Origin of the sequence: Saccharothrix xinjiangensis (assembly GCF_039527585.1) — a bacterium.
Taxonomy (GTDB): Bacteria; Actinomycetota; Actinomycetes; order Mycobacteriales; family Pseudonocardiaceae; genus Actinosynnema; species Actinosynnema xinjiangensis.
The window spans coordinates 325256-338550 of the sequence record NZ_BAAAKE010000004.1 but is presented as its reverse complement, the minus strand read 5'-3'; the positions used below and the strand labels follow the sequence as shown (position 1 = coordinate 338550).

Here is a 13295-nt window from a genome sequence, read left to right as displayed (position 1 = left end):
GCGGCCTCGCGTGGTGGTTGGGTTCATGACCGGGGTGGCGCCGGGTGGTCGGGTCTAGGTCAGGTTGGTCACCGGGAGTTTGCGGCGGGTGCGCAGGGCGTCGAAGGTGAAGATCGCCAGCGCTGCCCACACCAGGGCGAAGCCGAACCAGCGGGACCCGGGCATCGGCTCGTGCACCACGAACACGCCCCAGGCGAACTGGAGGATCGGGGCGAGGTACTGGAGCATCCCCATGGTGGCCAGCGGCACCAGCCGCGCCCCGGCGCCGAACAGCAGCAGCGGGACCGCGGTGACCAGGCCCGCGGACGCCAGCCACAGCGCGTGCCCCCAGCCGTGGCCCTGGAAGGTGCCGGCCGGGCCGAGCCAGAGCAGGTATCCGATCGCGACCGGGGCCAGCACCAGGCTCTCCGCGGTCAGGCTGGCCGTCGCGTCCAGCGGCACGGTCTTCTTCAGCAGGCCGTAGAAGCCGAACGAGCAGGCCAGCACCAGCGAGATCCACGGCAGCCTGCCGTAGTCGACGGCCAGCACCACGACGGCGGCGACCGCGACGACCAGGGCGGCGCACTGGGCGACGCGCAGGCGCTCCCGCAGCACCACCACCCCGAGCAGGACGCTCACCAGGGGGTTGATGAAGTAGCCGAGGGCGGCCTCGACCACGTGCCCGGTGTTGACCGCGTGGATGTAGACGCCCCAGTTGACCGCGATCAGCACCGACGCGGCGGTCACCATGAGCCAGCCGCGCTTCGACAGGCCGCGGATGCCCGCCCAGCGGCCGAGGACCGCGGTGAGCAGCGCCATCACCACCAGGGACCACGCGATCCGGTGAGCCAGGATCTCCGCCGAGCCGGCCGGCTGGAGCAGCGGCCAGTACGCGGGCACGATGCCCCAGAGGAAGTAGGCGGCGGCGCCGAAGGCGATGCCCCGGTTCGCGGAACCCGTGCCGTTCGGAGCAGCGGAAGACGTGGTCAACGGCGGCACGAGGGCCACTGTACGCCGGTCGTTCCGGCTGGTTGACTACTCCGAATGGCCTACCATCGGAGAGCGGTCCCGCGTCCGGGCGGCCCCACGCGCCGAACGAGGGGGTCAGGGTAGTTTGACACCGCTTCCACGACCGGGTGAATACCCGGAAGCGGAGCGTGTCGGGGTGTGACAAGCAGCGGTGGGAGGGTCTCCCGTGAGTTCGCTCTTCGGGCAGGTGTGGCTGTGGAGCCTGCTGGCGTTCGCGGCAGGCGTCGCGCTGACCTGGCTGATCATGGTCCGCCCGGCGAAGCGGCAACTGGAGGAGATGGAGGACCGGCTGCTGATCGGGCCGCGCCCGACCTCCACCACCGGCAGCGGCATGGTCACCACCGCCACCGCCACCGCCACCGCCACCGCCGTCACCCCGGCCCCGGCGCGTGACCGGTCGTCCGACGACTGGCACGTCGAGGCGTCCCGCTCGCTGGTCGACGACGTGCCGGAGTCGCCGCGCTACGACGCGGCCGACCTGAAGCGCGAGGAGCTGCTGGAGGAGCTGGACGACGAGCACCGGCCGCTGTCGGACTTCGAGGAGGGGCACGACTTCCCGCAGCTGGAGGAGGACCCGCCGCGCAGCCTGTTCGACCGGATGTCCCCGCAGGGCGGTGACGTGCGGGAGCCGATGGGCGCGGAGGCCGCTCGGGTCGGGTCCCGGGCCGGGTCCCGTGATGCGACCGGTCGGGGTGCGACTGGTCGGGACGTGCCTCGGGACCTGCACGGTGGTCGTGAGGTGCCGGAGCTGCCGGCCGAGGAGACGCACCTGCTGCCCGCCGTGCCGGTGGCCGAGGTCGAGCCGCGCCGGGACGAGCCGATCGCGCCGCCCGAGGTGCAGGCCTTCCAGCCGCGCGAGGTGTGGCGCGAGGAGACGGCCATCCGGGAGGTCTACGACCAGGACGAGCTGCTGTCGGGAGGGCGCGAGGAGGAGGACGAGCCCGAGCGCCGAGGTTCCGAGGAGACGGCCCTCATCCCGGCGACCGCGCTGGCCGAGGCCATCGCCGAGGTGGATCGGGAGAGGGGCCGGGATGCGGGTCGGGATGCTGATCGTGAGGAGCCCCAGGCCTGGCCCGAGCACGACCTGACCGGGCACTTCGCGCCCGTGGACGTCGAGGCGGAGCGGCGCGGGCCGGCGACCGAGATCCTCAGGCCGGTGTCCGCTGCGCAGCCCATGCCCGTCGTGCCTGACGTTGTGCCGGACTTCGAGCCGCGCGAGCACCGTGCGCCCGAGCCGGCGGCCGAGCCGGAGGTGCCGCCTACCGCGCCGCGCCACGGAGCTGCGCCCGGTGAGCCCCGGCACGCGGAGCCGAGGCATGCCGAGCCGCGGCACGCAGAGCCCAGGCACACCGAACCTAGGCACACCGAACCTAGGCACACCGGCACCTGGTCGGGTGACATCCGGTCGGGCGATGTCCGTGACGGGGAAGACCGGGAGGTCGACGACCGCCCTGGCGACGACTACCCGACCGAGATCCGCCCGACCGAGTTCCGTCCTGGTGAGCCGGAGCCGTTCGAGCCGGCGTTCGTGGAGCCCACCCCCACCGAGCCCGAGCCGTTCGTGCCCACTTTCGTGGAGCAGACGACCCCGGAACCCGCCCCGAAGCCGACCCCCGCTCCTCCTGCCGCCAAGCCGACCCCGGCGTCGAAGGAGGAGCCGGCCCGTCCGCGCAGCCTGTTCGAGCCGCTGGTGACGCTGGAGGGCGAGTCGGAGCCCGAACCGGAGCCGGAAGCGTCCCGTCCCACGCCGCCGGTGAGCGACGACCAGCCGTTCGTGCCCAAGCTGGCACCCGAGCTGCTGGCGGCCAACGGCGACGACCAGGGAGCCGAGACGTCCGTCCCGGCCGCCGGCGGCACCACGGGTGCCGGCCTGCCGCAGCGCTCCGCCCGCCGTTCGGGCGACCGGCGCACCTCGCCGCCACCACCGCCCGCGCCCACGTCCGCGCCGAAGTCGACCACCCCGGCCGCCGCCCGCCCGGTCCGCCCGCGCCCGGTGGGCTTCAGCCCGAGCACGGGCGGTCGACCCGCGAGCGGCAGCACCCGGTACCGGGGGCAGGAGGAGGGCTTCAACCCGCGCTCCCCGTTCGGGCCGGGCTCGGTGCTCCCGAAGTCGGACGGCCTGGCGCCCGCGCCCGAGTTCCAGGTGAAGGCCACCCTCACCGGTCGCCGCTACTTCACCAGCGAGTCCGCGAACTTCCGCGAAACCCGTGCCGACGTGTGGTTCCGCACCACCTCGGATGCGGAGAAGGCGGGCTTCCACCAGGCGCCGTAGCCGTAGGGGAGACCCGACCCGGCCCGCCAGAGCACACTGCCGGCTCGCCCGCGCACTGCCGGCTGACCGCCCGCCGCTGTGGCCGGGCGCTGTGATTGGCCTCTGCCGGCTGGCCCCTGCGGCTGGGCGCTTGCCTGCCGCCGCCGTCCAGCCGCCACCCGCGCCGCCCGCCCGGCGGGCAGCGACCCCGGCTCCTTGTCGGTGCCCGCCGGCAAGGTCGGCTCGTGCTCGTCCTCCTCCGCGACCCGGCGTTCCGCTGGTACTTCACCGCCCGCACGTCTTCCCACCTCGGCGACGGCCTGGTCTCGATCGCCCTGCTGTTCGGCGCTCTCCGCCTCGGCGCCTCACCCACCGAAGTCGGCCTCGTCCTGCTGGCCGGCCGCCTGCCGGTGGTCGTGTTCACGCTCGTCGGCGGCGTCGTGGGCGACCTGTTGTCCCGCCGGGCGGTCATGGTCACCGCCGACCTCGTCCGGTGCGGCACCCAGGCCCTGACCGCCGCCCTGCTGCTCACCGGCGCCGGCGCCCTGTGGCACCTCGCCGTGCTCCAGGCGGTCGCGGGCGGTGCCACCGCCTTCTTCGCCCCCGCCGCCGCGGGCATGCTCGCCGACGTCGTGCCGGGGTCCCACCGCCGCCAGGCCAACGCCCTGCTCAACGCCACCCAGAACGGCGCGGTGCTGGTCGCGCCCGTGGTGTCCGCGGCACTCGTGGCCGCGGTCGGTTCCGGGGTGGTGTTCGCCCTGGACGCGGTCACGTTCCTGCTCAGCGCCTGCGCGCTCGCCGCGCTGGTGGTCCCGGACCGGCCGGTGCCCCCGGGTCCGGCGGTGCTCGACGCCGTGCGGCACGGGTGGCGCGACTTCCGCGCCCGGCCCTGGCTCCAGGCGACCACCGTCCAGGTCGCGATCCTCAACGGCGCGTGCATCTCGCCGTTCCTCGTCCTCGGCCCGATCATCGCCGACCGGCGCCTCGGCGGCCCGCTGGCCTGGGCGCTCATCGGCAACGGCTACGCGGTCGGGGCGCTCCTCGGCAGCGCCGCCGCCCTGCGCCTGCGGCCCCGGCGACCGCTGCGGCTCGCCGTCACCGTCCCCGTCGCCCTGGCGCCGCTGCTCGTCCTGCTCGCGCTGGGCGCCCCCGTGCCGGTCCTGGCCGTGGCGGCGGTGCCGGCGGGCGTCCAGGCCGCGCTGCACACCGTGCTCGTCGACACCGCTCGGCAGACCCACGTGCCCGTCGACCTGGTGGCCAGGGCGACGGGGTTCTCCACCGTCGTCGGGCTGGCCGCCGCGCCCCTGGGCATGGCCCTGGCCGGGCCGGTCGCCGAGCGCGTGGGCGCGGGCGCGGTGCTCGTGGCGGGTGCGGTGGCCGCCGTGGTCAGCGTGCCGCTCGCGCTGGCGGTGCGGTCGGTCCGGCGGCTCCCGGCCGAACCCGCGTGACCTGTCGCGTTCCTGAAACTCCCGGGCGACGACCGGTGTCAGCCGGCAGTATGGGAAACAGGGGTGCCCCGATGGGGTTGCCCGCCGTGCTTCCCTGGGGAGGGAACGCGAGAGGGCCCCTGTTCCGGGAGGCGGAACAGGGGCCCTCCGTTCGTCCGGAGCCCGGGTCTACCCGACCACGGTCCAGGTGTCCTTGCCGTGCAGCAGCGCCGCGAGGTCCGCGGGCTTCGCCGCCTCGGCCTCGGCGACCTGCGCGCGCGCCGCGTCGTCGTACGTGGTGCGCCCCACGTTCCGGAACACGCCCGTCACGGTGTGCTGGAGGTCCTGCGTCGACAGCCGGGACAGGGCGAACGCCAGGTTCAGGTCCGACGCGTCGTGCACCACGACGTCCGACTCGGCCACCTCGGCGGTCTTGGCCACGGCCAGGCCGAAGCCGTCCCGGACCACCGCGTAGTCGCCGCCGCCGAAGGTGATCGGCTGCCCGTCCACCACGTTGATGATCCGCCGGGACGCCTCGTCGGCGTCCTTGAGCACGTCGAACGCGCCGTCGTTGAAGATCGGGCAGTTCTGGTAGATCTCCACCAGCGCCGAACCCCGGTGCTCGGCCGCCTGCCGCAGCACCTCGGTCAGGCCCGCGCGGTCCGAGTCGACCGCCCGGCCGACGAACGTGGCCTCCGCGCCCAGCGCCAGCGACACCGGGTTGAACGGGTGGTCCAGCGACCCGAACGGCGTGGACTTGGTGACCTTGCCCTCCTCGGAGGTGGGCGAGTACTGGCCCTTGGTGAGGCCGTAGATCCGGTTGTTGAACAGCAGGATCTTGAGGTTCACGTTGCGGCGCAGCGTGTGGATCAGGTGGTTGCCGCCGATGGACAGCGCGTCGCCGTCACCGGTCACCACCCACACCGACAGGTCGGGCCGAGCCACGGCCAGGCCGGTCGCGATGGCCGGCGCGCGCCCGTGGATCGAGTGCATGCCGTAGGTGTTCATGTAGTACGGGAACCGCGACGAGCAGCCGATCCCGGAGATGAACACGATGTTCTCGCGCTTGAGGCCCAGCGAGGGCAGGAACGACTGCACGGCGTTGAGCACCACGTAGTCACCGCAGCCGGGGCACCAGCGGACCTCCTGGTCCGACTTGTAGTCCTTGGCCTTCTGCGGTTCGTCGGAGGTGGGCACACCAGCGAGGCCCCCCGGGCCCGGCAGGCCCAGATCCGTTGTGGTCATTCGCCCACTCCCTTGATCACGTCGGCGAGCACGTCCTGCAACTCCTCCGCCTTGAACGGCAGGCCCTGCACCTTGGTGTAGCTGATGGCGTCGACCAGGTACCTGGCGCGCAGCAGCAGCGCCAGCTGGCCCAGGTTCATCTCCGGCACGATCACCCGGTCGTAGCGCTTGAGCACCTCGTCCAGGTTGCGCGGGAACGGGTTGAGGTGCCGCAGGTGGGCGTGCGCCACGGGCAGCCCGAGCTTGCGCACGCGGCGCGCGGCGGCGCCGATCGGGCCGTAGGACGAGCCCCAGCCGACGACCAGGACGCGCGCCTCACCGGACGGGTCGTCCACCACGACGTCGGGCACCTCGATGCCGTCGACCTTGCGCTGGCGCAGCCGCACCATGTGGTCGTGGTTGGCCGGGTCGTACGAGATGTTGCCGGTGCCCTCGGCCTTCTCCAGGCCGCCGATGCGGTGCTGGAGGCCCGGGGTGCCGGGCACGGCCCAGGCGCGGGCCAGCGTCTCCGGGTCGCGCAGGTACGGCCAGAACGCGCCGTCCGGGCCGTTGGGCTCCGTCGCGAACTCCACCCGCAGGTCGGGCAGGGAGTCGACGTCCGGGATCAGCCACGGCTCGGAGCCGTTGGCGATCGCGCCGTCGGAGAGCAGCAGCACGGGGGTGCGGTAGACCAGCGCGATGCGCGCGGCCTCCAGGGCGGCGTCGAAGCAGTCCGCGGGCGACTGGGGCGCGACCACCGGCACCGGCGACTCGCCGTTGCGGCCGAACATCGCCTGGAGCAGGTCGGCCTGCTCGGTCTTGGTCGGCAGGCCGGTGGACGGGCCGCCGCGCTGCACGTCGATGACGACCAGCGGCAGCTCGGTCATCACCGCGAGGCCGATGGTCTCGGACTTCAGCGCGATGCCGGGGCCGGAGGTGGAGGTCACGCCGAGCGCGCCGCCGTAGGAGGCGCCCAGGGCCGCGCCGATGCCCGCGATCTCGTCCTCGGCCTGGAGCGTGGTGATGCCGAAGTTCTTGTGCTTGGACAGCTCGTGGAGGATGTCCGACGCCGGCGTGATCGGGTAGGTGCCCAGCACCACGGGCAGCTCGGAGCGCTGACCGGCCGCGACGATGCCGTAGGCGAGCGCGGTGTTGCCGGTGATCTGGCGGTAGGTGCCGGGGTTGAGCCTGGCGGGCGCGACCTGGTAGGTGACCGCGAAGGCCTCGGTGGTCTCGCCGTAGTTCCAGCCCGCCCGGAACGCCAGCACGTTGGCCTCGGCGATGTCGGGCTTCTTGGCGAACTTCTCGCGCAGGAACCGCTCGGTGCCCTCGGTGGGCCGGTGGTACATCCAGGAGAGCAGGCCCAGGGCGAACATGTTCTTCGCCCGCTCCGCGTCCTTCTTGCCCAGGCCGGTGTTCTCCAGCGCGCCGATGGTCAGCGTGGCCATGGCGACCTTGTGGACCTGGTAGGCCTCCAGGGAGTCGTCCTCCAGGGGGTCGGCGCCGTAGCCGACCTTGACCAGGTTGCGCTTGGTGAACTCGTCGGTGTTGACGATCAGCGTGCCGCCCTTGGGCAGGTCGCCGATGTTGGCCTTGAGCGCCGCCGGGTTCATCGCCACGAGCACGTCGGGGCGGTCGCCGGGGGTGAGGATGTCGTAGTCGGCGAAGTGCAGCTGGAAGCTGGAGACGCCGGGGAGCGTGCCCTGTGGCGCGCGGATCTCGGCGGGGAAGTTGGGCAGGGTCGCGAGGTCGTTGCCGAACGCCGCGGCCTCGGAGGTGAAGCGGTCGCCCGTGAGCTGCATGCCGTCACCGGAGTCGCCGGCGAACCGGATCACCACGCGGTCCAGCTTGCGGACCGTTCCTCCCGGGGAGTCCCCCGGGGCGCCGTTGCCAACGTCGGTAGTCATTACTCCGCCGATCCCTTTCTCACACCCGCTTCGGGAACCAGTGCCCCGTCCCCCACTGGTTCGAGGGTAGTCGTGTCGCCCGGCGGCCCGGTTCGTGACGTACCACTGTGCGGGACGATCCGTTCCACCTGGTGCCCTTGTTCGGGCACTTAGGGGTCACCTAGGGGTAACTGTACCTACTCGTCAGTAGGTAACGCTCGTGGTCGCCGCGACCGGATCGCGGTGTCCGGGGTCAGTCCCGGCCGCTGATCCGGGCCTTCGCGGCGGCGAGCCGGGCCTGGAACTCCGGCGTCCCGATCGAGGCCGCCTGCGGCGCCAGCTCGACGTCCACGGCCTCGGCGTGGTCGGTGAGGGCGGCGGTCGCGCGCATCGAGGCTTTGATGGTCCGGACGAGGTCGCGCGGCGCCCCGGCGGCCGGGCGGGCCAGCTCCGCGGCCGCGGCGACCAGCTCGTCGTGCCCGCCGTCGACCCGCTGCCAGGCCAGCCCGCGGCCCACCGCCGCGTCCGCGCCCAGGACCTGCCCGAACAGCGTCATCGCGGTCGCGGTCTGGGGTCCGACGAGCCGCTGGAGCATCCACGTCATCCCGCCGCCGGGGTGGATGCCCAGCTGGAGGAACCGGGCGTCGAACCGGGCCTCCGGGCCCACGACGCGCACGTCGCACGCGAGCGCCAGGTTGAGGCCCGCGCCCACCGCCGCGCCGCCCACGGCCGCCACGGTCGGCAGGGAGCAGTTCGCCACCGCCAGGAAGCCCGCGTAGATGCGCCGCAGGCCCTCCTCGCGGGACTCGCCCAACGCGGTCAGGTCCGCGCCCGCGCAGAACGCCGGGGGAGCGCCGGTCACCACGACGGCGTGCACGTCCGGGTCCGACTCGCACGACCGCACCGCGTCCGCGAGCCGGTCGGACAGGTCGAGCGTGAGCGCGTTGCGGCGCCGGGGGTCGTGCACTGTGATGACCGCCACGCGGTCGGAGCGTTCCAGCAGCACCTCGGCCATGCGGCGACTCTAGGGTGCCGGTGGGCGGTCCAGCAGGCGGGACAGCACCACGGTGGACACGGTCCGGTCGATGATCTCCACGGCGCGCAGCCGCTCCAGGGCCGTCTCCAGGTGGTGGATGTTCGCGGCGCGCAGGTGCACGATGGCGTCCGCCGAACCGGAGACCGTGTAGGCGGCCCGGACCTCGGCCATCGGCTCCAGGTGCTGCTGGATGTCGTGCGGCGCGACGTTGCCGCGGCAGTGCACCTCCACGAAGGCCTCGGTGCCCCAGCCCAGCTGCTCCGGGTCGACGACCGCGGCGAAGCCGCGCAGCACGCCCGTGTCCAGCAGTTTGTCGACCCGCCGCTTCACCGCGGGAGCGGACAGCCCCACCTCCTTGCCCACCTCGGCGTAGCTGGAGCGGGCATTGGCCATCAGGCACGAAATGATTCGCTGGTCAATCGAGTCCACACGCAACATTCTGCACCAGATCACGCAATATCGCGGCGTTGTTCGATGGTCGGAGGGCCATCTACATTTCGATCCATGACCTCGGTTTCTCTTCTGGGCCCCGGCGAAGAGCCGATCGTGCTGGAGGTGGCGACCCCGGCCGCCCCGGTGCGCGTGCCGACCACCCGTCGGTACCTCATGTGCTCGCCGGAGCACTTCACGGTGGAGTACTCCATCAACCCGTGGATGGACCCCACGCGTCCCATCAGCACGGCGCTGGCGGTCGAGCAGTGGACGGCCCTGAAGGAGACCTACGAGCGGCTGGGGCACCGGGTGGAGACCATCGCCCCCCAGCCCGGCCTGCCGGACATGGTCTTCGCGGCCAACTCCGGCACCGTGATCGACGGCCGGGTCCTGGGCTCGCGCTTCCGCGCGCCGCAGCGGGCGGCCGAGGCCGACCACTTCCGGCGCTGGTTCCTGGCCAACGGCTACCGCGACGTGGTGATGCCGGAGCGCACGAACGAGGCCGAGGGCGACTTCACCTGGACCGGCAGGTACCTGCTGGCGGGCACCGGTTTCCGCACCGACCCCCTGGCGCACGCGGAGGCGCAGGAGGTGCTGGGCGTGCCCGTGGTCTCCCTCCAGCTGACCGACCCGAGGTACTACCACCTCGACGTGGCCCTGTTCGTGCTGGCGGACGACCTGGTCGCGTACTACCCCGACGCGTTCTCGCCGGGCAGCCGCCGCGTCCTGCGCCGCCTCTTCCCGGACGCCGTGATCGCGACCGGGGAGGACGCGGCGTGCCTGGGGCTGAACGCGGTCTCCGACGGGCGGCACGTGGTGCTGCCGGTGGAGGCCGTGCGCCTGGCGGACGAGGTGGCGGAGCGCGGGTTCGAGCCGGTGTTCGTGGACATCTCGGAACTCCGCAAGTCGGGTGGCGGGCCCAAGTGCTGCACGATGGAGCTGCGGGACTGAGCTGCCCGGTCTTGAGGCTTGAGCTTCGCGCTGGTCAGCCTGGTGGAACCTCGCTGACCAGCGCGGATACCACCGGGCAGCACGTGCGGGGCAGATGAGGAACTGCCAGGTCCCGCCGCCGGTGGTCGTGGAACAGGTGTGGAACGACCGATGCCCTCGGCAGGACCGTCGCCGGGGGCATCGGCGGCTGCGGTCAGGGGCGCCGACCGGTGAGGCCGAGGATGCGGTGGATCAGCGGCGCGTCCGCCGGGACCGGCACCTCGGGCCCGTAGACGCCCATGTCACGGCCCATCTGCGCGGTCGGCACGAGGTCCTGGTGCACCTGGTCGAGCACGTCGTCGTCCCAGGTCGCGGCCTGACCAGTGGCCTGGGCCAGGTCCCACGTGTGCACGACGACCTCGCCGAGCACCATGCCGCCCACCAGCTCGGCCGGCATCTCGGCCGGCCCGCCCATGCGCGTCGTGCCCGTCCACGCCCCGGGCGCGCTCCACGCGTCGGCCGTGCGCCGGAGCTGCGCGGTCAGGTCCGCCGCCCACGCCCCGGTGACCAGGTCCACGTCCGGCTCGGCGGCGGCGGGCGGCGGGACGCTCTCCTTGCGCGCCGCGCCTTCCAGGGACGGCCCCCAGAACAGCAGGTGGTGCACCAGCGCGCGGACGTCGTACTCGCTGCACGGCGTCGGCGCGCCCAACCGGTCGGGCTCGATGCCGCCGACGACCTCGACGGCGGTCTTCACGGCTCGGGGGATCAACTGCTCACGCGACATGCCGCCACCGTAGGAACGGGGTGCGGGGCGTGTCTTGAACAAAGGCGACATACGCTCCCGGCGTGACGCGGGACGAGCGCGAGCTGGCCTGGCGCCGCCACCAGCGGCACGAGTTCCTGGCGCCGTCGGCCGACCTGGCGGCGTTCGTGGCGCGGTACTGGGTGGTCGAGTGGACCTACGACCGCCCTTACCGGCAGCTGATCGTGCCTTACCCGAACGTGCAGCTGTCGTTCCACGAAAGTGGCGCCGAGGTGCACGGGGTGTCCAGCGGTCACGTCTTCCACGAGCTGGACGGGACCGGTCGGGTCTTCGGCGTCGCCTTCCACCCCGGCGCGTTCCGGCCGTTCCTGGGCGCACCGGTCCAGTCGATCACCGACCGCGCCCTGCCCGCCGCCGAGGTGTTCGCGGGCCTGCCGGAGCGGGCGGAGGTCGAGTCGGTCGAGGAGGCGCTGCGGGCGAACCTGCCGGAGCCGGGCGCGAGGTCGCGGCAGGCGGTGGAGGTCGTCGAGCTGATCATCACCCAGCCGGGCGTCACGCGGGTCGACGTGCTGGCCCGTGAGCTGGGCACCACCGTCCGCAACCTGCAACGGCTGTTCGCCGAGCACGTCGGCGTCAGCCCCAAGTGGGTGATCCGCCGCTACCGGCTGCGCGAGGTGACCGAGCGGATGGCGGCGGGCGGGCGCATCGACTGGGCGGCGCTGGCGGCCGACCTGGGGTACGCCGACCAGCCCCACTTCGTCCGCGACTTCACCGCGATGTTCGGCGAGACTCCGACGAAGTACGCCGCGCGTTACGAGTAGCGCTCGTCGTCCGCGGTGTCCGGCCTGGTCGAGCCCGCTTCTCGAACGGGTGACGCCGGGTGGCCGGAACACCCGATCCCACGTGCGCGCCATCCCGACCGCAAAGCCGCGGCCTGTCACTCGTAAGGCTGAGCGGTCTAGCGAGCGGACCCCTGTCGGTGCTCCGATCGACGGCACTCGCCGTCGACCGACGTAGGGAGCGCACCATGAACGACATCGACGCCCAGCGCCCGTCGCACCGAACGCGGCAGGAGCCGCGCGGCACCGAGGAGCCACCGAAGCCCGCCGCGCCGCGGCAGCTCACCGGGCTGGAGTGGCTGGTGCGCCAGGCCCAGCGACGCCGCCCGGAGCGCTAGTCGGGCACCTCGCGCTGGAACGCCGCCCACAGCAGGTTCAACGGGTGGTCGGCCGGGAACTTCGCCCGCTCCTCCTTGCGGGCGAAGACCCCGACCAGGCGCTCCAGCTGCGGTTTCCGGTCGTTCTTCAGCTCGACCACCCTCAGTCCGGAGCCCTCGCGCAGCTCGCCGTTCGCGGCGACCACGCCGAGGCCCGAGGTGACGATCATGCAGCCCTCGACCAACCCCGAGCGCAACAGGGACATGCCGTACTGGATCTCGTCGATCTCCGCCGCTATGTCCAGTTCGTTCCGGTAGTCCGGTCCGAACCAGCCGCGCAGGAACTCGGCGATCAGCCCGTCGCCCGGCACCACCAGCGGCAGGCCGGGCAGCTCGCCCGTGCCGACGCGGTCGCCGAGCCGGTGCGGCGGCAGGTTGGTGAGCAGCGCCAGCCCGCCCCGGCGCCACTCGATCACGTCGAACTCGTCGAACCCGGTCGACCGCCCCGCGGGCGTCACCACGCTCCCGCAGACGATGTCGACCTCCTTGGAACCCAGGCTCGTCCAGATGTCCTTCGTGCGGATGTGCACGACCTTCAGCTCCACGTCGCGCCGGCGGAAGTCCTCCGCCACGTGGTGCCACGCCTTGGCCAGCGAGTCGAGCATGAACCGAGTGGTACCCACGGTCACCGTGGTGCCGAGCTTGCGCCGGCACTCGTGAATCGAATCCAGCCACTCGCTCAGCGTCCGGCGCGCCAATTCCACCAACGCCTCACCCGTTGGTGTGATCAGCACATCTTTTCCACGACCCTGCTTGACGACCAGCGGCTCGCCGCACAGCTGCTTGAAGTTGCGGTTCAGCGTGTCGACCTGCTTCTGCACGCTGGACTGCTCCCGCCCGAGCACCCGCGCCGCGCGCAGCGCCGACCGCGTCTCGTACACCGCGATCAACGTCCTGAGCTGGTCCAACGTGGTGTCCAGCAGCACCGGCGAAGCGTGCAGCAGTCTGCTGAGCCGGTTGCCCGCCGGCAGGAGCAGCTGGGTCGAGGTCGACATGCAGGGCCTCTCGGGTCGGGGCGAGCTGTTCTACCGATCAGTTGTACTGAACTTGGCCACAGTTCACGGTGAAATTATCGGAAGATCTTGATGTTTTCCCTGGACAGTAAGCGATGCCCGTAAGAGA

General features: G+C 72.6%; 12 protein-coding genes. 5 read left to right on the top strand and 7 right to left on the bottom strand.

From position 1 onward, the window contains the following. Positions 1-54 precede the first annotated feature (54 nt). Complete coding sequence (rarD, locus tag ABD223_RS12190; protein WP_344036199.1) at positions 55-978, bottom strand: EamA family transporter RarD; 924 nt, start codon at positions 976-978, stop codon at positions 55-57. 196 nt (positions 979-1174) lie between these two features. Here rarD and ABD223_RS12185 point away from each other — a divergent pair, with 196 nt between their 5' ends. Then, positions 1175-3280: a sunset domain-containing protein gene (locus tag ABD223_RS12185; protein WP_344036198.1), complete on the top strand. Its 2106-nt coding sequence runs from the start codon at positions 1175-1177 to the stop codon at positions 3278-3280. 224 nt (positions 3281-3504) lie between these two features. Next, a complete protein-coding gene (locus ABD223_RS12180; RefSeq protein WP_344036197.1) occupies positions 3505-4707 on the top strand; it encodes an MFS transporter in 1203 nt (400 codons plus the stop codon). Positions 4708-4875: 168 nt separating this feature from the next. Here the strand turns inward: ABD223_RS12180 and ABD223_RS12175 are convergent, their stop codons facing one another. The 4 genes from ABD223_RS12175 to ABD223_RS12160 form a co-directional block, all read right to left on the bottom strand. Next, on the bottom strand, positions 4876-5931 hold the full coding sequence (locus tag ABD223_RS12175; RefSeq protein ID WP_344036196.1) for a 2-oxoacid:ferredoxin oxidoreductase subunit beta: 1056 nt from the start codon (positions 5929-5931) through the stop codon (positions 4876-4878). Continuing rightward, entirely contained in the window at positions 5928-7817 is a 1890-nt protein-coding gene (locus ABD223_RS12170; protein ID WP_344036195.1) for a 2-oxoacid:acceptor oxidoreductase subunit alpha, read from the bottom strand. Before ABD223_RS12170 ends, ABD223_RS12175 begins: the two co-directional genes overlap by 4 nt. 232 nt (positions 7818-8049) lie before the next feature. Beyond that, positions 8050-8811, bottom strand: a complete 762-nt coding sequence (locus tag ABD223_RS12165) for an enoyl-CoA hydratase (RefSeq protein ID WP_344036194.1) — start codon at positions 8809-8811, stop codon at positions 8050-8052. A 9-nt stretch (positions 8812-8820) separates the two neighbouring features. Next, positions 8821-9261: an Lrp/AsnC family transcriptional regulator gene (locus ABD223_RS12160; protein ID WP_344036193.1), complete on the bottom strand. Its 441-nt coding sequence runs from the start codon at positions 9259-9261 to the stop codon at positions 8821-8823. A 75-nt stretch (positions 9262-9336) separates the two neighbouring features. Here ABD223_RS12160 and ddaH point away from each other — a divergent pair, with 75 nt between their 5' ends. Next, on the top strand, positions 9337-10215 hold the full coding sequence (gene ddaH, locus ABD223_RS12155; protein ID WP_344036192.1) for a dimethylargininase: 879 nt from the start codon (positions 9337-9339) through the stop codon (positions 10213-10215). 193 nt (positions 10216-10408) lie between these two features. Here ddaH and ABD223_RS12150 read toward each other — a convergent pair whose 3' ends face one another. Further along, entirely contained in the window at positions 10409-10978 is a 570-nt protein-coding gene (locus ABD223_RS12150; protein ID WP_344036191.1) for a TIGR03086 family metal-binding protein, read from the bottom strand. 62 nt (positions 10979-11040) lie between these two features. Here ABD223_RS12150 and ABD223_RS12145 point away from each other — a divergent pair, with 62 nt between their 5' ends. Together ABD223_RS12145 and ABD223_RS12140 are read left to right on the top strand one after the other, a co-directional pair. Further along, positions 11041-11778 (top strand): DUF6597 domain-containing transcriptional factor, encoded by a 738-nt coding sequence (locus tag ABD223_RS12145; RefSeq protein WP_344036190.1) that lies wholly within the window; start codon positions 11041-11043, stop codon positions 11776-11778. Between the two features lie 206 nt (positions 11779-11984). After that, positions 11985-12134, top strand: a complete 150-nt coding sequence (locus tag ABD223_RS12140) for a hypothetical protein (protein WP_344036189.1) — start codon at positions 11985-11987, stop codon at positions 12132-12134. Here the strand turns inward: ABD223_RS12140 and ABD223_RS12135 are convergent. Beyond that, entirely contained in the window at positions 12131-13168 is a 1038-nt protein-coding gene (locus ABD223_RS12135; protein ID WP_344036188.1) for a LysR family transcriptional regulator, read from the bottom strand. The two genes, ABD223_RS12140 and ABD223_RS12135, sit on opposite strands and share 4 nt — an antisense overlap. Positions 13169-13295: the final 127 nt, after the last annotated feature.